We start from the raw sequence: 23,726 nt of genomic DNA, 5'->3' as shown, positions 1-23,726 counted from the left end.
AAGAGGTTTTAAGTAACTTTAATTTAGAGATTAGTTATGGAGAAATTTATGGCTTATTGGGGGCAAATGGAGCAGGAAAAACTACCACAATTAATATTATCTGTGGATTGTTAAATTATGATTCTGGAGAGATTTTAATTAATGGGCAAAAATTAAGTAAAAAATCTAAATCTTTATTAGGAGTTGCACCTCAAGAAAATTTACTTTATTCTCAACTTACCTGTGAAGAAAATTTAAGATTTTTTGGGCAAATTTATGGCTTAAAAGGCACTCAATTAAAAGCGAATATTTATGATAAACTAAAAGCCGTTAATTTATTAGACAAAAAAGATTCGATCGTATCGACATTAAGCGGAGGAATGCAAAGAAGATTAAATATAGCCATTGCCTTAATACACAACCCCAAATTATTAATTTTAGATGAGCCAACTACGGGATTGGATATAGAATCTAGGTATGAAATTTGGCAATTAATCTTAAAGTTAAAACAAGAAGGAATTACCATCTTATTAACAACTCATTTTCTCGAAGAAGCCGAAAAATTGTGCGATCGAATTGGTATCATGAAAGAAGGTAAAATCATCCAAGAAGGTACTTTAAACCAATTAAAACAAATCATTCCTGCTAAAGAATTAATTGTGATTAAAACCCTAGAAGAAGAAAAAGCCATTAGACAAGGAAAAAAACAAGGTTTTACTTATTCTTATTATCAAGATGAATTAGTCTTTTTAACAGCGGAAATATTAGATTTATCAGAAATAATCAAAGGTTTTGAGGGGGTAAATTTAACTTCTATCACCAAAAAACCCATTAACTTAGAATATATTTACCTCAAATTGACAAAAACCCAAGGTTAAAAATGAAATTTTTTTTTTCGGAAAAACCCTTGACATGACTTGACAAAAATGTTAAATTTATTATAATGGGAATATTTTAATTTTTGCAAATAGATACAAAGATTCCCATTATGATCTTTATATTTTCTATTATTACCAATTAATGATCAAAAGTCAAGGAAAAAAGCAAAATTTTTCATTGGCTTATAATCGTATCCGTTTTTCTTCTGTGTTTCCTAGTGAACAATTAATTTCTGTTACCTATATAACTTTTTTCATTTTTTTATTAAATCTTCACAAAATCTTCACAATTGTTCGTTCTAATGGAAATATCAACAAAAGATTTTAATGAAAATAAAGAGAAATGGCAAATCAAACACACTTAGAAAATATTACGTCATTATCAGCTGCGGAGTGGAATACTTGGAGACAAGAAAATCCTCATATTGTACCTGATTTAAGAGGTGCGGATTTAAGTGGTTTAAATTTGAGTCATTTCAACCTTAAAGAAACGAATTTAATCGAAGTTGATTTGAGTCAAGCGACTTTGATTGAAACTAATTTATCGAAAGCTAATTTGATGAAAGCTAATTTGACAAGAAGTTATGGTAGAGATGCCAACGTTAGTTTAGCTAATTTGCAGGATGCTAACTTTTATGGTGGTTACTTTACGGGTTCTGATTTTAGCAGATCATGTTTATTAGGGGCAAACTTTCAGGAAGCCAACTGCTCAGAATCTTTCTTTATCACGGCTAATTTAAGTTATGCTAATCTTTCTCGTGGTATTTTTCGGGGTGCAAGTTTCATGGAAGCCAACCTTAATGATGCGGATTTGAGAGAAACGGCTTTGAATCAAGCGGATTTAACTTTAGTCAAGGCTTATAATACTAATTTCAGTAAAGCCACCCTAACCGATGCAATTATTGAAAATTGGCAAATTAATAATGAAACTAAATTCGATTTTGTTGTCTGTAGTCATGTTTTCCTGAGTTATCAACAAAAAATTAGTACTGAAAATCAACTTTTTCTGAATACTGCTAAATTTTTAGAGTTTGTAGTTGCCTAAACTGTTAAACATTTATTACACATCTGGAAAAAATGAAATTTTTGATGTCTAAAACTATTGTAGAGAGGTAAAATTTTGCGTCTTTATCGAAATTATTGGGGATGTCTATCATTATTGTAATTAAATCCTGATACCTGATTCCTGCTACCTGACACCTATATTATTATCGGAAGACTTTTTCATCATAACCTAGATAATCCTAGTATCGATCGACAGATTGCTATAAGATTGATCAAAATATAAAAAAGATTTATAAAAGCAATAATGATCGATTTTTTAGTAGATTATATCTGGTTAATACCCCTTTACGGTCTATTAGGTGCAGTATTTAGTTTACCTTGGTGTTTTCGATTTATTCGTAAAACTGGACCGCGCCCGGCGGCATATATTAATATATTAATGACACTGCTATCTTTTGTGCATGATAGTATTGTTTATACCCATATTTGGGGAAAACCTGCCCAAAGTGTTGTTTTTCCTTGGTTTAGCATTGCTGATTTCGATTTATCTTTAGCGATTGAAATTTCCCCTGTGAGTGTCGGTGCTTTACAATTAGTTACAGGGATTAGTTTAGTTGCCCAAGTATTTGCGTTAGGCTACATGGAGAAAGATTGGGCGTTAGCTCGTTTCTTCGGGATGATGGGATTTTTTGAAGCGGCTTTAGGAGGTTTAGCTTTAAGTGATTCTCTCTTACTTAGCTATGGTTTATTAGAGTTACTCACCCTTTCTACTTATTTATTAGTGGGCTTTTGGTATGCACAACCTCTCGTTGTCACCGCCGCCAGAGATGCTTTTTTGACGAAACGGGTGGGAGATATTCTTTTACTTATGGGCATTGTTGCCCTTTCTAGCGATGGTGCGGGTTTGACTTTCTCTCAATTGCAAAGTTGGGCAGAAACTTCCCCATTACCCTATTCTACCGCAACTTTGATCGGTTTAGCCTTAATTGCTGGTCCTATCGGTAAATGCGCTCAATTTCCTTTAAATCTCTGGCTTGATGAGGCGATGGAAGGTCCAAATCCTGCTAGTATTATGCGTAACTCGATCGTGGTGTCTGCTGGTGCTTATGTACTAATTAAGTTAGAACCAGTTTTCTTGTTATCTCCTGTGGTAGCGGATACTTTAATTGTTATCGGGGCAATTTCTGCCATTGGTGGTTCATTAATTGCCATAGCACAAATAGATCTCAAGCGTACATTGTGTCATTCTACTAGCGCTTATCTGGGGTTGGTATTTATTGCGGTGGGTTTAGGTCATGTGGACATCGCCTTTTTGATATTATTTAGTCATGGGGTGGCAAAGGCTTTACTTTTCATGAGTGCTGGTTCTATTATTTTAACTACCAGTGGTCAAAATATCACAGAAATGGGGGGAATTTGGTCAAAAATGCCTGTCACAACCCTTTCTTATATGACGGGAAGTGCTGGAATTGTGGCTTTGTTACCCTTGGGAATGTTGATGACTTTTTCTCGTTGGTTTAATGGTAGTTTTACCGTGTCATGGTGGTTGTTAACGATTCTTCTCATCGTCAATATTGTTAATGCCATTAATTTTATGAGGGTTTTTCGTTTAGTCTTTTTAGGTAAACCCCAAGCAAAAACTCGTCGAGCGCCAGAAATCCCTTGGCAAATGGCTGTGCCTATGGTAAGTTTAATTATCCTTACCCTTGTTACTTCTTTTGTACCTTTAAACTATTCTCTGTGGTTAAGTCCTAATTCTCCTATACTTGAGAATGATTCGATCGTGATTGACTATGGTATCTATTTAATCATTGCTTCTGGTTTTATCGGTTGTGTCATCGGTGCATTTCTGCCTTTGCTTCGTGGTTGGAATCGTCCGATACAAAAACCTATTCGTATTATTCAAGACATCTTAGCTTATGATTTCTACCTTGATAAAATTTATCAGTTTACGATCGTGGCTTTTGTCTCTAATTTAGCTAAACTTACCACATGGTTCGATCGATATATCATTGATGGAGTAGTAAACCTAGTCAGTTTAGCGACAATTTTCAGTGGTAGCGCCCTTAAATATAACACCTCTGGACAATCACAATTTTATATCCTAACCATTATTATCGGCGTAAGTTTATTAATGTGGTCAATATTAAGTGGACAATGGGAAAATATTATCAATTATTGGTCACTTTATTAATTGATAATGGAAAATGGAGAATGGAGAATTAATAACTATGATTTTTAGGTATTTCTCCTTTCTCCTAGCCTTATCAAAATACTTTTTAAGCAACCTTTAATTAATAACAATGTTAAGTTTATTTATTTGGATTCCCATAGTTTCAGCTATAATAATTTGTTTTTTACCTAGTTTTAAAAATACTTTAATTTATCGCAACATTACTTTAATAATTGCAGGAATAATCTGTATTCTCAATATTATTTTAGGGATTAATTTTCAAACAGACATTATTGGTTTACAATTTACAGAAAATTTTACTTGGTTAACATGGTTAGGTTTAGGCTATGACTTAGGAGTAGATGGTTTATCTTTTCCCCTCCTATGCTTAAACAGTTTATTAACCTTAATTGCCGTTTATATTACCCCAAAAGATATACAACGCCCTCGCTTTTACTTTGCCATGATTTTATTTTTAAGTGGTGGAGTTGCAGGGGCATTTTTAGCACAAAATTTACTCCTCTTTTTCCTTTTCTATGAAATAGAAATCGTGCCGTTATATTTCTTAATTGCCGTATGGGGTGGTGCAAAAAGAGGCTATGCCTCCATGAAATTTTTAATTTATACTGTCACCTCTGGATTTTTTGTTTTAGTCTCTTTCCTCGGCTTGGTGTGGTTAAGTGGGGAGGAAACTTTTGCTTTTGAGCCTTTAAAATCCCATTCTATCCCCTTAAATAGCCAATTATTACTATTAATACCCCTTTTAATCGGTTTATTTATCAAAATCCCTATTTTTCCCTTCCATACTTGGCTACCTGATGCCCATGTGGAAGCGAGTACTCCAGTATCTGTACTTTTAGCAGGAGTATTATTAAAATTAGGCACTTATGGTTTACTGCGGTTTGGGGTTGGTTTTTTCCTTGAAGCATGGCAAATAGTTGCGCCCTACTTAGCATATTTAGCCGGAATTAGTGCGTTATATGGTGCTACTTGTGCGATCGCCCAAAAAGATATGAAGAAAGTTGTCGCTTATTCTTCCATTGCCCACATGGCTTATGTGTTGTTAGCGGCGGCGGCGACTACCAGACTCAGTTTAAATGCGTCTATTTTGCAGATGATAAGTCACGGTTTAATCTCCGCAATGCTATTTATTCTGGTAGGTATTGTTTATAAAAAGACTGGCAGTCGAGATGTCAATTATCTTAGTGGTTTACTTAACCCCGAAAAAGGTTTACCCATAACGGGTAGTTTGATGATTTTAGCAGTAATGGCTAGTTCTGGTATCCCCGGCATGGTAGGATTTATCTCAGAATTTCTGGTATTTAGGGGGAGTTTTCCTATTTTCCCCATTCCTACTTTACTATGTTTAGTGGGTACTGGATTAACGGCAGTTTACTTTTTACTCATGGTAAATCGAGTCTTTTTTGGGCGTTTAACTCCAGAATTGAGCAATTTGCCGAAGGTTTTATGGAGTGAGAGGATTCCTGCTTTGGTGTTGGCATTTTTGATTATTCTCTTTGGTTTACAACCTAATTTGATGATTCGTTGGAGTGAAACTCAAGGCACTGTCGTTTTATACAGCAGTCCTAATAATGTAGAATCAATTATTGATCATACTTAGGAATTAGGAAGATAGGGGAATTTAACAATTCTCAACTCTCCATTCTCCATTCTCCATTCTCCATTAATTATTGTGTTCGATCGAATTGTAGAATTAGAAAATATCGGGTTAATTAGCTATAAAAAAGCATGGGAATATCAACAAAAATTAGTCCAAGAAAGACTAGATAATCCCGATTTACCTGACAAATTATTATTAGTAGAACATCCAGCAGTTTATACCCTAGGTACAGGCTCAACCCTTGATAACCTCAAATTTGACCTAAATTCTTTTTCAGGGGAAATATATCGCACAGAAAGGGGGGGAGAAGTCACATTTCATTGTGAGGGACAAATAGTTGTTTATCCTATTCTAAATCTACACTATTATCAAAAAGATTTGCATTGGTATTTAAGACAATTAGAAGAAGTAATTATTCAAGTATTAGCCGAATATAATCTTAAATCTCACCGTGTGGAAGGGTTAACGGGAGTTTGGATTGGAGATGCAAAAATTGCAGCTATTGGTATTAAAGTTAAACGCTGGATTACTATGCACGGTTTCGCCTTAAATGTGTGTTGTGACTTATCAGGCTTTGAAAAAATTATCCCCTGCGGTATCAAGGGTAAATTTGTGACGACAATATCCCATCATAATCGTAATATTAATATTATAGAGGTAAAGAAAATGTTAGTCAAGATTTTTGCTGAAGTTTTTTCTGTTTCTATTAAATAGGCGTTGCTGAAAAAGTCTTTTGGTGATGGTAGTAGATAGGAGTTAAGAGACAGGAGATAGGAGAAATACTGAAACATCAAGGTTTTGATGCTGTTAATAGATAGAATAAGTATAGTTGTATTTTAAAAAATAAGGTTAAAAGTGTTGAATTTTTGAATAAAAATTCTTAAAACTGCACACTTTTTGGTGAATGTATTATGTCTAAACCTTTGATTTTTATAGCTTTCTGATTTATTCAGCTACCTTTAATATTCTGTCATCAAAATCTTCTATCTTTTTAGTAGTAAATTTTATCTGACTTTGCCTCAATTAAATCATAATAGTTGAGAGTTAAAAAAATCCATAATGGTTTTACTTCTAACCTTTTTTGTAAATTTTCTAGGGGGTGCAATGTCCAGAAAAATCTTTATTTATTATCATAACTTTTAAATATTCAAGAAAATAAAACTAATTTCTCTGATAAATACTCTCTTAATTTAACGATCGAAATTTTTAATTGTCAATAGTTGTTAAAAGTTGTTGTAAATCTTGACAATTTAGGTAAATATCTTCAAATCTGCAGTCAGGATACAACAGTTGATGAAAATGCTTACTACCCATAATTTCTCCTGTTAAATAATAGTAGTCTAAATTGACTAAATTACTCACTAACCAATAGCAAGGATAAACATAATTAGGGGCAAAAATTTCGATCACTTTAGTATTTGGTTGGCAAAAAACAAGGTTACTTAAACCGCTTCCATGGGGAGAAATTACTATTTTTGCTTGAGATAATAATTCAGCTTGTTTTGCTACGGTTAATAATTCTAAGTGGATAATTTCAAAACCATATTTTAAGAGTAAATTTATTACTTCTATCTCATTAATTATACGACGATTGCTCGATCGAACTCGACTAATATAAATCTTTTTTTGGGGATTTTTAACTATGGCTTTTTCTCCTAAAATTTTGTCTTTTAGATATTGACAACTCCAAGAAGGCATCCAAGCGATCGAACCGGGAAAAGAAGGTACAATTAAATTAGTTGCTTGTATATGTAGGGGAAAAGATAAGGGTAAAATTTTATGGGAAGGAATACCAAAAATTGCTAAAGTTTCTTGCTGAAAATTTGTCCTATTATCTACTAAGAAATAGTCTATATCTTGAAAATTAATGTTAGCTAATTCTAATAATTTAATTAAAGCACTTGAAGTTTCTACTCGTTTCCAACCATATTTAGATTTTAAGCGACTAATCCATTGAGGATGAGCTTTATCAACTAAATGGTATCTTCCGTTTTCTGCTTGATGAACTAATACATCTGAACCGGGGCAAAAACCACCGTCAGCGTGAAAAACAGCACCACTTTCGGTACGGATAAAGAGAATACTTCCACTTTTACCGATTACTCGCCCTAAAGTATAGTCTCCCCATTCTATTTGTTCACCACCATTATAAGTATCATGACCTTCTAACTGACTAATTAGGGTTTTAGTGTCAGAGTTAGATGTTTTGTCCTTTTTGATGCTAGAAGCCTCAACGGAAGTAACACCAGCACTAAGAAACAATCCAGCACCGATGACGGACAAGTATTGAATATTTTTTAAATTCATGATTTACCTTTGCTTTATTATTTGTTTTATTTATGGTTTTCTTATTCACATGATACTAATTTTTAGCAAAAGGTATTCAATTATTTTTTAAAATTAAATAATATCCCTCAAAATCACCTGAGTTCGACATAAAATGTTGGGTGCTGTAAAGGTATAGTTTTTTTTATTCTCCATTCTCCATTCTCCATTCTCCATTCTCCATTCTCCATTCTCCATTCTCCATTATTTTGCGACTCCTCTTAATTCTTCGGTTTCAATGGGTTTAATCAGGTATAAACAAATTAAATTCCAGAAGATAGCAATTTGTAAGGGTAATTTACGGAAAAATTTAACGATCGAACTACTATTACTTTCACTAATTTTAGATAATTGTAAATTATAGTCAGAACATCTTTCTAAACGAGGGAAAAATTCAGGATGTTCGGTATCTAAGATGACAGGAAAGGCTTTAGCGGATGTGCTATTAGTGTTTCTGGTAACGGCTCGATCGTACTCTTGAGCATCTAAACCGACAGATTCGTAAAAATCTGCTCTTTCATGAACCGTTAAAGTATGGGTAGCAAACACAGATAATAAGAAAAATCTTGACCATAATTTCGCTTTCCATCCCTTCCACATAGAAGATTGCGATCGAAGTAGAGCGTTAAAAATATCACCGTGACGGCTTTCATCTTGACACCAATGCTCAAATTTTTTGAAAATAGGATAAAACTGATATTGAGGATGGCGTTCTAAATGACGATACATGAGAATATAACGCCAATAACCGATTTTTTCTGAAAGATAAACCGCATAAATAACCCATTCAGGCTTAAAGAAAGTATAAACACGATGTTTTGTCAGATAACCCAAATCAAGGGAAATATTAAAATCACTCATTGCCTTATTAATAAAACCAGCGTGACGAGCTTCATCCCTTGCCATCAAATGAAAAATCTCCGCTAACATGGGATTACGATCTTTCAATTGACGAGATAATTCTTTAAACAGGATAAAACCCGAAAATTCTGAAGTACAAGACCTTTCTAAAAAGTCAATAAAAGCTGTGCGAGTAGTTTCGTCAATATTGCTCCAATCTTTCTCAAAATCTTCATCTCTGACAAAATGATTGCGATTGTAGTCGTTCTTCATTTCTGCAATCATCGCTTTTAATTCTTCCTCCTGACTAGACAAATCCATCTTTGCCATAGCATCAAAATCCGTAGTGTAGAATCTAGGAGTTAAAAGGGTTTCCTTTACGGCGGTTTTCTTAATGGGTTTAATTGCTACTGCTGTCATCTTTTATCGCTTAATAGTTATATTGCTTTTCACTATTTTATACATTAAAGAAATGATCTGCAAGAATTTTTACATTACTTAACTTTTAACGATTCTTGATTCAAAATTATTTTTAGTTGTATATAATTTTCTTTCACGAAGTGGTGCGATTGTGATCGAATAATCTGAATAGGCTGAAACATTACATTTGTTGTTACCCCCATAATTGGGGGAGCAAGGGAGCAGATGCCTAAGTATTATACTTATTCAGCAACGCCTAATTACTAAAGAACTCTAATAATACTAGGGATATTTTTAATGGCATTTAAACTGCGGATTTCTTCGATCGCACTTCTAAAGTTACCTTCTCTAACTTTATGGGTGACAACCACAATTTCTGCTAAATCTTCTTGGAAACCAATTTGTACCACAGATTCTAAACTAACACTATGATCTCCAAAAGCCATACCTAAATGACCAATTACCCCGGGTACATCGGCACAAAGGAAACGGGCATAAAAACGAGTATAAACATCTTCAATGGGAGTGACAACACAATAGTTTTGAGGGGAACAGCTTAACAAAGGATCAAGGTTTTCTGCTTTTTTATTGCTATGGAGAACCCCCACTATATTCATTATATCCGCTACTACCGCACTGGCAGTAGGTCCTGAACCTGCTCCGGGTCCATAAAACATTACTTGCCCTAATGGTTGCCCTTCAACCAAAATGGCGTTATTTACCCCGTTAATATTTGCTAAAGGGTGAGATTTGGGTACAAAGGTGGGATGAACTCTTAATTGTAATTTTTCCGTATCTGGTACTTTATGGGCGATCGCTAAAAGTTTGATGACAAAGCCGAGTTTTTCGGCGTAACTAATATCACTGCTAGTAATTTTTGTGATACCTTCACAATAGACATCCTCCCGTTTTACTTTACCGCCAAAGGCTAAAGAGGCTAAAATGGCAATTTTATCGGCGGCATCTAATCCTCCTACATCGGCAGTGGGATCGGCTTCGGCGTAGCCTAATGCTTGGGCTTCTTTTAATACCTCTTCAAAATCGACTCCGTTTTGAGTCATTTGAGTGAGGATATAGTTAGTTGTGCCGTTAACAATTCCAATGATATTTTCAAAACGGTTTGCGCCTAAAGATTGTTTTAAGGGTTCGACAATGGGAATACCACCGCCAACGGCGGCTTCTAAGAGTACATATACTTTTGCGTTATTGGCGGCTTCGTAGATTTCTGGACCAAATCTTGCCATGACGGCTTTATTAGCCGTTACAACGTGTTTGCCGTGTTCGATCGCGCTTAAAATAAGACTTCTAGCGGGTTCTAAACCGCCGATTAATTCGACTACAATATCAATGTCTGGATTAGTGACGATTGCTTCTAAATCAGTGGTAAAAATGTTTGTAGGGAGTTCGATCGATCGTTTCTTCTCTAAAGACTTTACCCCGATTTGTTCGATCGTTATATCTTGGATAAGGGGGTGTCTGCCTTCAGGATTTAATAATATTTCTGCTGTACCTGTACCTACAGTTCCAAGTCCTAATAAACCGATTTTAAAAGCCACAATATCTATCCTTCACAAATTAATCTTATTTTGGCTATTGTACAATAATTGTTCGCAATTAGGAATGAGAAAGTTTGTAGTGATGGCTTTAGCCATTAAGAAAGTTAAAATTTACGAACTTATAGAAGTAATCGTTTACCAGTTGCTAGTATCAAATTTCTGGGGAGGTTTTGGTTGAGATTGTATATATTTTTCTCGAAACTTAAATAATAAATCATCTACTTCGTATTGATGCAAAATAAATCCTTCATAATAAATAGTTGAAAGACATTTTCTAAACTGATTAGGTAATAAAGATTCGTCTAATAATTTGTTAAATAATTTAGGATAGGAAATTTTACCATTATCCATTAAGCGTTTTTTTGCTAAACCTGTGGGAGAAAATAAATAATGGTAGGTGAATATTTGACTATCGGATTTTTCTGAACAAAAGAAAGCTAATAATAAGATAAAGAAAGGGATAACAATGGGATTTTTTTCCACGGTATCTTTAACAATTTCTTCTACTTTTAGTCGATGATAACCAATATTACTATAATCTTCTGTGAGAATTTTATCTAAAGTAACGGTTTCTTCTGAGTCAGGAAATTTGATAATCATTCCTTGGGCATTTAAGCCTAAAATTAAATTTTGCCACTTGTCAAAAGTCAGATTATCTGTATTAAAATGTCGATCGCAATAGTTAACAATATCCTTAATAGCATCTTCAAAAGTTTGGGGAATAATAATATTATCAAACTTGTATAAATCGTCAGGAATAGGAGGAATAAAATAAGTTAAAAGTAAAATTTTGTGAGTACTTGGAGTTAAAAATCCCACGTTTAAAAGCTCTACTAACTTCTCAATATTAAAAGGAAACTTTTTGAAAGATAAGAAAATTTCTCCGCTTATTTCTTTTATAACAATAAGGGTTTCTGCTGGTTGTAAGTTAAAGGATTCCCGATAAATTTTTTGTTTTAAATTCTCTTTATGAATAGCAAAACTGTCTTCTAAAGACTTTTCAATAAAGGGAGCAAAATCCGTTTGTGGTTCGCTAAAATCTAACTCATATAAATTGACAATATATACTGGTGTCCAAATACCTGTTTCTATTTGTAAATTCAGTAAAGATTTTTCAAATTCGTTGATGATTTGTCTTTTTCTTTCTACTTGTAATTTTCTTTGTTGCTCTATAGAAAATTTATTCTTTTTCGGGACAATTTCTGTCTTGATTTGTTTATCATCAGCCTTTGAAGTCTCAGACAAAGTAGGAGTATTCTTAAATCGTTTACCAAAAAGTTTATCAAACATTTAACTGATCCAAGATAGATGATATAGATTATTGACACATTATAGAACAAACTTAAATTTTTTTGATACGCTGTAGCGAAGATATTTTGGTGGTTGAATTTTAAGACAACAAATAAAGATGATACTTAATACTGAAACTTGGTAAAGTACAAAAACTTTGCGTCTTTGCGTGAAAATTATAACTATTTAACCAAACCTGAATATTAGGGAGAGAAAAACCTCTAGGGGTAGAATATTATTTTAACCCTAGGAAAACAGAAAAAATAGACAAATGCTTGATTCTGATAGACAATTAATAACTGAACTTAATCATAAAATTTTCTTGATAATGAAACCAATTATATTTAGTATGGGAATAATTCTCGTGTGTGCAGGATTTTTGATTATTTCCCTGATATTTAATAATAGTAAACCAGAAGCGATCGCTTCAGAAATAAGTACAAATAATGTTACACTAACTCAGAATGTATCTGAAAAGTCAACTTTGATAGCAGATGCAAGTAAATTAAAACCTCAAGGAAATATGGACATAGATTTATCAACAGCGCAAACCTCCTCCACTGGATTAATGTATATTGAAACCACCGCAGGAGAAGGAGTTACTCCCCAAAGAGGGCAAAAAGTAACAGTACATTACACTGGTTATTTAGCAGAAGAAGGCTTTAAAAGAGGCAAAAAATTTGATAGCTCTCTCGATCGAAATCAACCTTTTACCTTTACCATTGGGGTAGGGCAAGTAATTAAAGGATGGGATGAAGGAGTAGCGAATATGAATGTTGGTACAAAAAGTACTTTAATCATTCCTCCCGATTTGGGCTATGGAAGTAGAGGTGCAGGAGGTGCGATTCCCCCCAATGCGACTTTAATTTTTGACGTAGAATTATTAGGAATTAAGTAAGTAAAGAGTAATAAGTAATAAGTAATAAGTAATGAGTATAGTTAATTCTACATGGGTTTTAGCTTATCTCCATTCTCCATATGAATTAACACTTTATTCCTCATTCCTTCGGTTGATAAATTTTGCTCAAATTATGGGAAGTGAAAAAAAAGCACAACATTGGCGATATTGGTTTGTTTTACCCCTTTACCCTTATCAAGTGCGCCCCACGGTGAGGGAAGAAATTATTAAGGATACCCTTTGGACATTTGAGCAACCTCATGGTTTATTATATGCTGTTGTGCCAATTCGTATGACGATCGTCAAATTAGCACAGGGTGGTTTATTGGTGTATTGTCCGATCGCACCCACTCCCGAATGTGTTAACCTTGTGAGAGAATTAGAAAATCAACACGGAAAAGTTAAATATATCATTCACTCTACCAGTTCAGGGCTAGAACACAAAATATTTGTAGGTCCTTTTTCTCGTTATTTTCCCACCGCCGAAGTTTGGAGTGCGCCGAGTCAGTGGAGTTTTCCTATCAATTTACCCTTATCATGGCTTGGATTTCCTGCCCAACGCACGAAAATTTTACCCCTTGATTATCGAGAATCTCCCTTTGCAGATGAATTTAAGTATCAAATTTTAGATATTGATTTAAGTCAAGGTTCGTTTGTGGAAGTTGCTTTATTACATCAAAACTCTAAAACTTTATTGTTGACAGATAGCCTGATTAAAATACCCTCATCGCCACCGAAAATTATTGAAATTAATCCCTTTCCCTTACTGTTTCATAGTCGAGAATCGGGGTTAGATAATCCTGAAAATACCGAAAAAAATCGTCTCAAAGGATGGTACAGAATCTGTTTATTTGCCCTTTATTTCCGTCCTAGCATGATTGATACAACCCCCCTCAAACAACTAATTCAAGAGGCATTCAGGGCGATCGATCGAACCCCTCGTAACTATTTTGGCTTGTACCCTTTTCGATGGAAAAATCAATGGCAAAAATCCTTTGAAGCCATTAAAGAAAGATTATTAGTTGCACCCATACTAGAGACTTTAATTTTACCTCAAGCCCCAAAAGAGGTGATTAATTGGGCGAATTATATTGCAACGTGGGATTTTGAGCAAATTATCCCCGCCCATTTTAGTGCCCCCATCAAAACTACTCCTTCAGAATTTCGTCAAGCCTTCTCTTTTTTGGAAAAAAAATCTCTTTATCCCAGTGGCAATGAGCAAATTTATCAACAAGATAGCCAGTTTATCAAGCAGTTAGAAAGACAACTCATTAAATTACGCATTGCAAAACCACCAAAAGAATGCAGAATTGAGAATTGAAAATTACTTATTACTCATTACTTCTTACTCATTACTCTTTACTTCTTACTTCTTACTCCTTACTCCTTACTCCTTACTTCTTACTTCTTACTCATTACTCCTTACTTCTTACTTCTTACTCCTTGCTTATTCCCTATCTGCCGATGCCAACGTAACGGAAACCTGCTTTTTCGATCGAGGTGCGATCGAGGAAATTACGACCGTCAATCATGAGAGGATTTTTCACTAAAGCATTCAGTTTATGTAAATCTAGTTTCAAAAATTCTTGCCAATCGGTGACTAAAACTAAGGCATCGCAACCATCCGCTAACATTTCGGCATTACTTTCGATGATGACTCCAGAAAGTCCATGACTTAAACCACTTTGAGAAACAATAGGATCATAAGCCTTCACTTTAGCACCAAGACGATTTAATTCGTGGATAATATTTAAAGCAGGGGCATCGCGCATATCATCGGTGTCAGGTTTGAAGGTTAAACCTAATAAACCAATCACTTTACCCTTGAGAATTTTTAACTCCTGTTGCAGTTTTTCAATGATAATTACCCGTTGACGTTCATTTACTTTCACGGCGGCATTCATTAATTCTGTTTCGTAACCGTAGTCATGGGCAGTATGAATTAAAGCCGACACATCTTTAGGAAAACATGAGCCTCCCCAACCGATACCTGCTTGTAAAAATTTACTGCCGATACGGGAATCTAAACCAATACCTTTAGCTACTTGGGTAACATCAGCACCGACTCGATCGCATATATTCGCTACTTCATTGATAAAACTAATCTTCGTGGCAAGGAAGGCATTAGCGGCATATTTGATCATTTCCGCCGAACTCAAATCTGTTACGACTACTGGCACTGGTGACATAGTGCTATCATGGGCAAAGGTTCGCTCGACCAAAGGTTCATATAATTCCTTCATCATACCGATAGCCTTGTCACTGCTACCTCCTAAGACGATTCGATCGGGATTAAAAGTGTCATAAACTGCACTACCTTCTCGCAAAAACTCAGGATTACTCACCACATCAAACAAAGGAGAAATTTCTTCCGTCATCACGAATCCTTCCCCTTGAATTTGAATTTGTCTTTCCTTAAAACCATCTAAAACAACCATTCTCACCCAATCTCCAGAGCCGATGGGTACAGTTGACTTATTAACAATTACTTTATAACCACCATTAAGGTTATTCCCAATACCCCTAGCCACCGCTTCCACATAACGGGTATCGCTTTCTCCCGTAGGTAAAGGAGGAGTACCCACAGCGATAAATAAAATTTCTCCATGATGAACTCCCGAAGCTAAGTCTGTGGTAAAATTCAACTTACCGTTGTTCATACAAGAGTGCATTAACTCTGACAATCCGGGCTCGTAAATAGGGGATTGTCCTTGTTTCATGAGCTTAACTTTTTCTTCGTTATTATCCACACAAATAACATCATGACCGATATGGGCTAAACAAACACCAGTAACTAATCCTACATATCCAGTACCGATGACACAAACTCTCATAAACATCTCCTCAATAATAAATTGTCAATATTTTAATGCCTTTCTTGACAGAATGTATATTATTATTTCAATTGTTGGTTTTATCCCATTAGAATTATCATGATTTAATTCTGAAATAATAAATTGGTATGACTTGAAAAGAAATATGTTTAATAAAATAATTCGTTTTTTATTTTCAATGATTTACCTGTATAATTTGTTGTTAAATTAATTGGAAATTTAACTTTTTCTTTTCATCTTCACCCCTTAAATTCGATTCTTTTTTTATTTCATCATGAGTAACAATATTGAGCAACCGTGCGATCGAGAAATACAAAAATTACATCAATTAATGACTTATGGAAGATGGATAGCTGTAGTTAGCGCATGGATTTTAATTGTACCTTTTGCTTTATGGGATATGCGGGAAACCATTCAATTATGTATAGATTATTGTACATGGTCAAGCATTCGTTTAGGATTAGAATTTCATCCCCTGTCAGCTTTGGGATTAAGTTTTTCTGTAGGGTTTGCCCTTTCGGTTTTAGTGTGGCAAAGTATTAATATTCTTCAAGGGGGAATTTCTGACAAACAAAGGTACTATCTTAGTCAGCAAGTACAAAAAATTCGTCAAAAAGGCAAAAAACATTGGCTTTATCGATGGGTTATTGATTAAATTCCTGATTTTTCATTATTCATACCATTAAAACAACAATTAATAAAATAACCCGCTTCGCAATAAATTGAAATCGCTAACAGCGAAAATCTCTCTTAGCGATTTCATAAATATCTTTTAAAATGATAAAATACAAAAAAAACACTTTAATCTCTTAAAATTAGTCGCTTTAGCCGACTTATGCTATGAATTCCATGAAATTTATTTCTTGGCGGTTTATGATACAATACCACCTCAGTGAACCATAAAGAAAATGATGAAAACTAGACAGGTAGACAAGTGGACAAGTGGACAGGTAGAAAAATTCCCAATATTTGTGGGTTTTAAAAATAATTTTATTGACTCAAAAAAACACAATCCTCCTGTCTGCCTGTCTGCCTGTCTTCCAAGTCACTCCTCACCTATTTTTATATCGAACTCAGGTAATACCTGACACCTACCCTCTTCAAAAGACGATGAGGCAACCCCTGATTATTAAAGGTGTTTGCGGAATGCTAAAGTTACGTTATGTCCACCAAAACCGAAGGAGTTGGATAAGGCAACCTCTACATTAACCTGACGACTTTCTTTTGCTACATAATCTAAATCGCAATCTGGATCAGGATTTTGTAAGTTGATTGTAGGAGGCACTCGATCGTGATAAATTGCCAATACTGTCGCCACTGCTTCGATCCCCCCAGAACCCCCTAGAAGATGTCCTGTCATGGATTTAGTGGAACTTACGACAATTTTATAGGCGTTGTTTCCTAAAGCCCGTTTAATGGCTTTTGTTTCTGTAGTATCATTTGCGGAAGTACTTGTGCCATGGGCATTGACATAGCTAATTTCATCAGGGGTTAAGTTACCGTCTTTTAAGGCTAGTTCGATCGCTTTCGTTGCCCCTAATCCTTCGGGTACAGGAGAAGTCATATGATAGGCATCGCAAGTCATGCCATAACCTACCATTTCAGCGTAAATTCTTGCTCCCCGTGCCATCGCGCTTTCTCTTTCTTCTAAAATGAGAATACCTGCACCTTCTCCCATGACAAAGCCATCTCGATCGACATCAAAAGGACGACTAGCAGTTTCAGGGCTATCATTACGGGTGGATAAAGCCTTAGCCGAAGCAAAACCTGCCATAGCTAAAGGAGTTATCGCTGCTTCTGTGCCACCGCAAATCATGGCTTTGGCATAGCCTCCTTGAATAAGACGAAAAGCATCCCCAATGGCATTTGAACCCGCAGCACAAGCCGTTACAGCACAGGAATTAGGACCTTTTGCTCCCACATGAATAGCAGTTAAACCTGCTGCCATATTAGAGATCATGGTTGGTACTAAAAAAGGGGTAACTCGCCCTGGCCCTTTAGTTAGTAATACTTCGTTTTGCTCTTCCATGACACTTAAACCACCAACTCCCGTACCGATGACGATACCCACATCATCGGCGTTATCATCATTAATAACCAAGTTGGCATCTTTAAGCGCGTCAACACTGGCAGCTACTGCAAATTGGGAAAATCTTGCCATACGTTTGGCTTCTTTACGTTCCATGTATGATAAGGGATCAAAATCTTTTATTTCTCCGGCAATTTTACAAGCATAATCTTTTGTATCAAAACAAGTAATCATACCGATGCCGTTGCGTCCTTCTTTTAACCCTGTCCAATAAGATTCTAATGTATTACCGATGGGGGTTATCGCTCCCATGCCTGTAACTACAACTCTTTTTAGTTGTCTATTACTCATAATTTTAAAAAAATAACTATATATATGCTGTTCGTAACAGCTATAATCCAGTGATAAAATGCAGAATTTAGGATTAAAATTTTTAAGTTCGATCGATAATTTTAAACACTTTTTTCAATTAGACACTTTACCACTAGGGGATTTTGTCCCTGATAACTTAATTAATTTGAATATGTTGTTAAGACTATTTTTCTATTTTTATTAGTAGAAATTAAGTCTTTATGGGATAAATGGAAACCAAGAAAAATTTAGTTTATCAGTATTAATTGATTGACAAATTATTTTCTTGCCTCCTGTTTGTAGTCTATTTTCCTATCCTTATCAGCCAGTTTTGAGGAGAATTAAGCTACTGCTTGAGTTTTCGCTTCAATATGATTTACAGCTTCCGCTACGGTAGTAATTTTTTCGGCTTCTTCATCAGAAATTTCAATCTCGAAAGCCTCTTCTAAAGCCATAACTAATTCCACTACATCGAGGGAATCAGCATCTAAATCATTAACAAAATTAGCATCAGGAGTTACTTTGTCGGCGGTAACGTCTAATTGTTCGACGACAATTTCTTGTACTTTTTCTAATATTTCTTGGTTCATATTTCTTTTAATATCGATTTTAACTATTAATCCGTTTGTTATTTTGACTTAAATGAGTAACAAAAATCAAGACAGACTATTTTACTGTTTATTAGTTTACATTTTTTTGGTAATTATCAATTATCAATTTAATTAGAGAGACAGGAGTTAGGAGAGAGGAGTTAGGAGGAGAAGAAGAAAATTTGATGATTTTAAATTCTCCATTATCCATTCTCAATTCTCCATTATTTGTGGTTATAGTTCTTTTTTTACTTCGGCAACGCTATCTAATTTACCTTGTTGTTCATAAATATTTTTGGCTGTTTCTAGGACTTGTTTGGCTTCTGCGGTTCTGCCTCTTTGTTTTAATAGTAAGCCTAAACGATGATAACCATAGGGATTTTGTGGGGCTAATTCAATAAAACGACGATAAGCAACGATCGCACGAAAATCATCTTGTTTTTGTTCTAAAACTCTAGCAATGCCCCCGTAGGCTTGTATGGAATTGTTATCAAGGGCGGATGCTTTTTGGTAGGCGGTTAAGGCTTTATCTAAATCTTGTTGTTGTTCATATACCATCGCCATTTTTAAGACGATTTTAGGATTATTGGGCTGGTTATCTTCTAAAATTTTGAGTTGTTGTAATCCTTCGGCGGATTTTTCCCCTTTAAAGTAAGCGGTGGCTAATTTTAATCTTAAATCACTGTTGTCGGGGAATTTTTCGATCGAACTCTCTAAAAAGGTGATAGCTTCATCATTTTTATCTTGTTGATAAAGAGCGGTTGCCATCATATCATAGGCAGTTTCATTCTTGGGATCGATAGATATAGCCCTTCGATAGTAATTTTCAACTTGTCCATACTGTTTATTTCTTAGTAATAATACCCCTAAAGCGGTCAAATTATCGGCATTATTAGGTTGTAGGGCGATGGCTTTTTCATAGGATTCGATCGCCTTAGCATTGTCACCAATTTGAGCAAAAGTATAACCTAAAGCCGAATAAAAATCTCCATTATCAGGAGCAAGAGTGAGAGCTTGTTGATAGGCATTGACTGCCGAGGGAAAATCACCTAAAGAGGCATAAAGATAACCCATGCCCGAAAATATTTTGGGATTATCACCGTCTAAAACTGCTGCTTGACGATAAATAGATAAAGCACTATTCCAATCCCTGATGGAAACATACTGTTTACCTTGTTGAAGTAAACTATATAACTGTTGTCTTTGTTGGGGATTCAATCTAGTGGCAACGGTTTGAGACGTTTGAGCCTGTGCCGTCAATGCTACGGGAAATAACCCCATACCTCCTAAAAGTAAAGAGATAATTATTTGAGGGATAATGTGCTTATACACTCGGTTTTCAACCTCCATTAAACTTAAAGAATCTTAATGATAACATCAAAAGGGCATTTTTACCGCAAGAAATGTTGAATAATAGTTCAACTGATTTGCTACCTTTTGTTGAACCTTTTCCCTCAATGTCTCAAGAGTTTTTGAATGTCAATCAGGCATATTTTTTACTTCCAAGAATCAGTTGATTTTTATAGTGATTTTATGGGGGGGTAATAACTACCCTATTACTACAAACTGATAAAACATTTTTTTCAGGTAAAATAATAATTGTAAGAAAGTTATACCACCGTTAAATATGGGCAATAAGCCAACCATCGCCGTATCTCATTTAGGATGTGAAAAAAATCGTATTGACTCTGAGCATATGCTAGGGTTACTCGCTCAATCTGGTTATCCCATCGATAATACTGAAGAATTAGCCGATTATGTCATTGTCAATACTTGTAGTTTTATTGAGTCTGCTCGTCAAGAATCCGTGAGAACTTTAGTCGAATTAGCAGAAAACCAGAAAAAAATTATTATCTCTGGTTGCATGGCACAACATTTTCAAGAAGAATTATTAGCAGAATTGCCCGAAGCCGTGGCGATCGTGGGTACAGGAGATTACCAAAATATTGTCGATGTGATTAAACGAGTGGAAGCAGGGGAAAGAGTCAAAGCGGTTTCCGCTACCCCAACTTTTATCGCCGATGAGAATATACCCCGTTATCGTACCACCACCGAAGGGGTTGCTTATCTTCGAGTGGCAGAGGGTTGCGATTATCGTTGTGCTTTTTGCATTATTCCTCATTTACGAGGTAATCAACGATCGAGAACCATCGAATCCATTGTAGCAGAAGCTCAACAATTAGCAGAACAGGGAGTACAAGAGTTAATTTTAATCTCTCAAATTACCACTAATTACGGTGTTGACTTATATGGTGAGCCGAAGTTAGCAGAATTACTTAGGGCTTTGGGTAAAGTTGATATTCCTTGGATTAGAATACATTATGCTTATCCTACGGGTTTAACAGATAAAGTTATCGAGGCAATGAGAGAAACTGCCAACGTTTTACCCTATTTAGATTTACCGTTACAACATTCTCACCCTGACATTTTAAAAAGTATGAATCGCCCTTGGCAGGGTAAAGTTAATGATGAAATTATCCACAGAATTAAACTAGCTTTACCTGATGCAGTAATGCGTACAACTTTTATTGTGGGCTTTCCGGGTGAAACAGAGGAGCATTTTGAGCATTTATTGCAGTTTGTGAAAAGACATGAATTTGATCATGTGGGAGTGTTTACCTTTTCCCCCGAAGAAGGCACAAAAGCCTATGATTTAGAGAATCAAGTACCTGATGACATCAAAGAAGATCGCCGTAATCGCTTAATGGAGTTACAACAACCCATTGCCGCCAGAAAAAATCAAGCTGAAGTAGGTAAACTTGTCTCTGTGTTAATTGAACAAGAAAATCCTAGTACTGGTGAATTAATTGGTCGATCGAGCCGTTTTGCCCCAGAAGTAGATGGTTTAGTCTATGTAACAGGTTCGGCTACTTTAGGTTCGATCGTACCTGTTAGAATTACATCTTCTGACGTTTATGATCTCTATGGTGAAATTGAAGTAAATTCTTAAAGTTAGTAAAATATTGCTGAAAATCAATTTAACTAATGTTTAACTCAATTCTTACTACTATCTTCTATCTCCTGTCTCCTATCTCCTATCTTCATCAAAAATTTTATGTCAAACTCAGGTTATAATAAACGTTGTTAAAAATTTTAGGCAAAGATAAACAAGATGCAAACTGGTGCAGATGCAGTAGATAAGGCGATCGCGCTTGGAATCGACTTAGATGGTAGCCCTATCCCTGAAGCTAAGTTAAACTTATATAATCAGGTAATGGGGTTAGAAGGACAACGGCAACGCAGTGGGGTTACAAATACCATGCGATCGAGAATAGTACGCATTGGAGCGAAACATATAGCCCAAGTGGAATTGAATCAAATGCTCATCGATAGTGACTTTACTCCTTTAAAAGAAAAAGAAATTGCTTTTTATTATGGTAAATAACAAAATATCACCATAGAGAAAGACGCATTTAACCGACAAAAATACTCTTAACGGTGGATTCATTTTCTTTGATCCACTGGTAAATATCTGTTAAATTCGAGATTAAAAACCTTTTAAAATAAGGGTTATTGAGTAATAACTGTTCAAATTTTAGTCAAAGAAAATAATTAAACAAAGGTAAATAATTGCCAAAAATGAATTTTACATAAGTTTAAATCAATTCTTACTACTATCTCCTGTCTCCTATCTCCTATCTCATACCCTTATCTAAAATTTTATGGTTCACTCAGGTAATATTGTTGGCAACAAAGGCACTAATTCCCCCCAGAATAGCAATAATAACCTGATTCACAGTATTTTCCTATAGTGACACTTTCTTTATTTTACCTAAGAATGAATGTCGATCGAACTGAAAAATTCATCATCATTTCTCCTTCTTGGAAAAATTAAACTGCTACAGAAGTATTGGGGAAACTCTTAACACGGCTAGGTTTAATATATACAGTTTGATTACGCCGTAAACCTAATCGATCGAACTTTTCTCGATTCAAATGGGCAGTAATTTCCCAATTATCAATAGATAATTCCGCTTGAATTTCCCATCCTAAGTGAATAATACGTTGGACGATCGCACGACTACTTTGACCATCATCCTCTAATAATATCTCTAATTCGTGAGGTCTGACAAATATATCATCCCCTAAATTATCAAGAGTATTTTGACCAAATAAAGATGCGTGACGGGGTAAAATATTCACCTCCCCGATGAATTTCATCACAAAAGATGACGCAGGATTATCATAAATTTCTGCTGGAGTGCCGATTTGCTCAATGCGCCCTTGATTCATCACAACAATCTCGTCAGCTACTTCCATAGCTTCCTCTTGATCATGGGTTACAAATACGCTAGTAATATGAACTTCGTCGTGTAGCCTTCTTAACCAAGCTCTTAATTCCTTTCTTACCTTAGCATCCAATGCCCCAAAAGGTTCATCTAAAAGTAATACTTGCGGTTGTACTGCTAAGGCACGAGCTAAGGCTACCCGTTGTCTTTGTCCACCTGATAATTGACTAGGATAACGATCGCCCAATCCTTCCAGTTGTATTAAATTTAACAATTCAGCAACTTTTTCTTTTACTTGTGTTTCTGGTGCTTTACGAATGCGTAAGCCAAAAGCGATATTTTCACGAATAGTTAGATGTTTAAATAAAGCATAATGTTGAAAAACAAAACCAATATTTCGTTTACGAATATCAACTCCCGTGGCATCTTTTCCGTTAATAATAATGTTCCCCACATCAGGATTTTCTAACCCCGATATAGTGCGTAACAGTGTTGATTTACCTGAACCAGAAGGACCTAATAAAGCCACTAAGGTATTAGTTTTAACTTCTAAATTGATATTATCTAAAGCTAGATAACTACCAAAATTTTTAGAAACATTATTAACAAGAATACTCATAATTTTTTACCTATTTATTTTTGATTTAAAAGTTTAATTAATTGTTCGTAGTGACGACTTTAGTCGTTAACCCCTTGAGGGAATTTGTT

The 23,726-nt window shown here is 35.1% G+C and carries 19 protein-coding genes and 1 pseudogene; 10 read left to right on the top strand and 10 right to left on the bottom strand.

Annotation, left to right across the window (positions count from 1 at the left end):
• Window positions 1-5 precede the first annotated feature (5 nt).
• From SYN6308_RS23165 to lipB, 5 genes and pseudogenes are all read left to right on the top strand, one after another.
• Window positions 6-857, top strand: a pseudogene (locus tag SYN6308_RS23165) (ABC transporter ATP-binding protein); the annotation flags it as partial.
• Window positions 858-1,200: 343 nt separating this feature from the next.
• Window positions 1,201-1,902 carry a pentapeptide repeat-containing protein gene (locus SYN6308_RS23160; RefSeq protein WP_017296486.1) on the top strand — a complete coding sequence of 234 codons (702 nt, stop codon included), beginning with the start codon at window positions 1,201-1,203 and terminating at the stop codon, window positions 1,900-1,902.
• A 264-nt stretch (window positions 1,903-2,166) separates the two neighbouring features.
• A complete protein-coding gene (locus SYN6308_RS21235) occupies window positions 2,167-4,056 on the top strand; it encodes an NAD(P)H-quinone oxidoreductase subunit F (protein WP_017296485.1) in 1,890 nt (629 codons plus the stop codon).
• Between the two features lie 109 nt (window positions 4,057-4,165).
• On the top strand, window positions 4,166-5,656 hold the full coding sequence (locus SYN6308_RS21230; protein WP_017296484.1) for an NADH-quinone oxidoreductase subunit M: 1,491 nt from the start codon (window positions 4,166-4,168) through the stop codon (window positions 5,654-5,656).
• A 72-nt stretch (window positions 5,657-5,728) separates the two neighbouring features.
• Window positions 5,729-6,370 (top strand): lipoyl(octanoyl) transferase LipB, encoded by a 642-nt coding sequence (lipB, locus tag SYN6308_RS21225; protein ID WP_017296483.1) that lies wholly within the window; start codon window positions 5,729-5,731, stop codon window positions 6,368-6,370.
• Window positions 6,371-6,862: 492 nt separating this feature from the next.
• Here the strand turns inward: lipB and SYN6308_RS23640 are convergent, their stop codons facing one another.
• From SYN6308_RS23640 to SYN6308_RS21205, 5 genes are all read right to left on the bottom strand, one after another.
• On the bottom strand, window positions 6,863-7,963 hold the full coding sequence (locus tag SYN6308_RS23640) for a glycosyltransferase family 61 protein (RefSeq protein WP_017296482.1): 1,101 nt from the start codon (window positions 7,961-7,963) through the stop codon (window positions 6,863-6,865).
• A gap of 93 nt (window positions 7,964-8,056) precedes the next feature.
• Window positions 8,057-8,179: a hypothetical protein gene (locus SYN6308_RS25885; RefSeq protein ID WP_272943046.1), complete on the bottom strand. Its 123-nt coding sequence runs from the start codon at window positions 8,177-8,179 to the stop codon at window positions 8,057-8,059.
• Window positions 8,180-8,185: 6 nt separating this feature from the next.
• The gene (gene acsF, locus SYN6308_RS21215; RefSeq protein WP_017296481.1) at window positions 8,186-9,241 is read right to left on the bottom strand and encodes a magnesium-protoporphyrin IX monomethyl ester (oxidative) cyclase; all 1,056 of its coding nucleotides are present in this window, start codon (window positions 9,239-9,241) and stop codon (window positions 8,186-8,188) included.
• A gap of 263 nt (window positions 9,242-9,504) precedes the next feature.
• Window positions 9,505-10,797, bottom strand: coding sequence for a homoserine dehydrogenase (locus SYN6308_RS21210; RefSeq protein WP_017296480.1), 1,293 nt, complete (start codon window positions 10,795-10,797; stop codon window positions 9,505-9,507).
• Between the two features lie 135 nt (window positions 10,798-10,932).
• Complete coding sequence (locus SYN6308_RS21205; RefSeq protein ID WP_017296479.1) at window positions 10,933-12,087, bottom strand: hypothetical protein; 1,155 nt, start codon at window positions 12,085-12,087, stop codon at window positions 10,933-10,935.
• Between the two features lie 328 nt (window positions 12,088-12,415).
• Here SYN6308_RS21205 and SYN6308_RS21200 point away from each other — a divergent pair, with 328 nt between their 5' ends.
• Together SYN6308_RS21200 and SYN6308_RS21195 are read left to right on the top strand one after the other, a co-directional pair.
• The gene (locus tag SYN6308_RS21200) at window positions 12,416-12,985 is read left to right on the top strand and encodes an FKBP-type peptidyl-prolyl cis-trans isomerase (protein ID WP_026102206.1); all 570 of its coding nucleotides are present in this window, start codon (window positions 12,416-12,418) and stop codon (window positions 12,983-12,985) included.
• A 133-nt stretch (window positions 12,986-13,118) separates the two neighbouring features.
• The gene (locus SYN6308_RS21195) at window positions 13,119-14,306 is read left to right on the top strand and encodes a DUF4336 domain-containing protein (protein ID WP_017296477.1); all 1,188 of its coding nucleotides are present in this window, start codon (window positions 13,119-13,121) and stop codon (window positions 14,304-14,306) included.
• A 133-nt stretch (window positions 14,307-14,439) separates the two neighbouring features.
• Here the strand turns inward: SYN6308_RS21195 and SYN6308_RS21190 are convergent, their stop codons facing one another.
• The gene (locus SYN6308_RS21190) at window positions 14,440-15,819 is read right to left on the bottom strand and encodes a UDP-glucose dehydrogenase family protein (RefSeq protein ID WP_017296476.1); all 1,380 of its coding nucleotides are present in this window, start codon (window positions 15,817-15,819) and stop codon (window positions 14,440-14,442) included.
• Between the two features lie 274 nt (window positions 15,820-16,093).
• Between SYN6308_RS21190 and SYN6308_RS21185 the strand changes: the two genes are divergently transcribed.
• Window positions 16,094-16,474, top strand: coding sequence for a hypothetical protein (locus tag SYN6308_RS21185; protein WP_017296475.1), 381 nt, complete (start codon window positions 16,094-16,096; stop codon window positions 16,472-16,474).
• 474 nt (window positions 16,475-16,948) lie between these two features.
• On the opposite strand, the gene fabF is transcribed toward SYN6308_RS21185, so the two are convergent.
• The 3 genes from fabF to SYN6308_RS21170 form a co-directional block, all read right to left on the bottom strand.
• On the bottom strand, window positions 16,949-18,199 hold the full coding sequence (gene fabF / locus SYN6308_RS21180) for a beta-ketoacyl-ACP synthase II (RefSeq protein WP_026102205.1): 1,251 nt from the start codon (window positions 18,197-18,199) through the stop codon (window positions 16,949-16,951).
• Window positions 18,200-18,540: 341 nt separating this feature from the next.
• Window positions 18,541-18,789 (bottom strand): acyl carrier protein, encoded by a 249-nt coding sequence (acpP, locus tag SYN6308_RS21175; protein ID WP_017296473.1) that lies wholly within the window; start codon window positions 18,787-18,789, stop codon window positions 18,541-18,543.
• A gap of 234 nt (window positions 18,790-19,023) precedes the next feature.
• A complete protein-coding gene (locus tag SYN6308_RS21170) occupies window positions 19,024-20,139 on the bottom strand; it encodes a tetratricopeptide repeat protein (RefSeq protein ID WP_017296472.1) in 1,116 nt (371 codons plus the stop codon).
• A gap of 277 nt (window positions 20,140-20,416) precedes the next feature.
• Between SYN6308_RS21170 and rimO the strand changes: the two genes are divergently transcribed.
• Together rimO and SYN6308_RS21160 are read left to right on the top strand one after the other, a co-directional pair.
• Window positions 20,417-21,739, top strand: a complete 1,323-nt coding sequence (gene rimO / locus SYN6308_RS21165; RefSeq protein ID WP_017296471.1) for a 30S ribosomal protein S12 methylthiotransferase RimO — start codon at window positions 20,417-20,419, stop codon at window positions 21,737-21,739.
• Between the two features lie 162 nt (window positions 21,740-21,901).
• Window positions 21,902-22,174: a small RNA NsiR4-regulated ssr1528 family protein gene (locus SYN6308_RS21160; protein WP_017296470.1), complete on the top strand. Its 273-nt coding sequence runs from the start codon at window positions 21,902-21,904 to the stop codon at window positions 22,172-22,174.
• A 446-nt stretch (window positions 22,175-22,620) separates the two neighbouring features.
• Here the strand turns inward: SYN6308_RS21160 and SYN6308_RS21155 are convergent, their stop codons facing one another.
• A complete protein-coding gene (locus tag SYN6308_RS21155) occupies window positions 22,621-23,637 on the bottom strand; it encodes a sulfate/molybdate ABC transporter ATP-binding protein (protein ID WP_017296469.1) in 1,017 nt (338 codons plus the stop codon).
• Window positions 23,638-23,726: the final 89 nt, after the last annotated feature.

Origin of the sequence: Geminocystis herdmanii PCC 6308 (assembly GCF_000332235.1) — a bacterium.
GTDB classification, from domain to species: domain Bacteria; phylum Cyanobacteriota; class Cyanobacteriia; order Cyanobacteriales; family Cyanobacteriaceae; genus Geminocystis; species Geminocystis herdmanii.
This window is presented reverse-complemented; position numbering and strand designations above follow the sequence as displayed.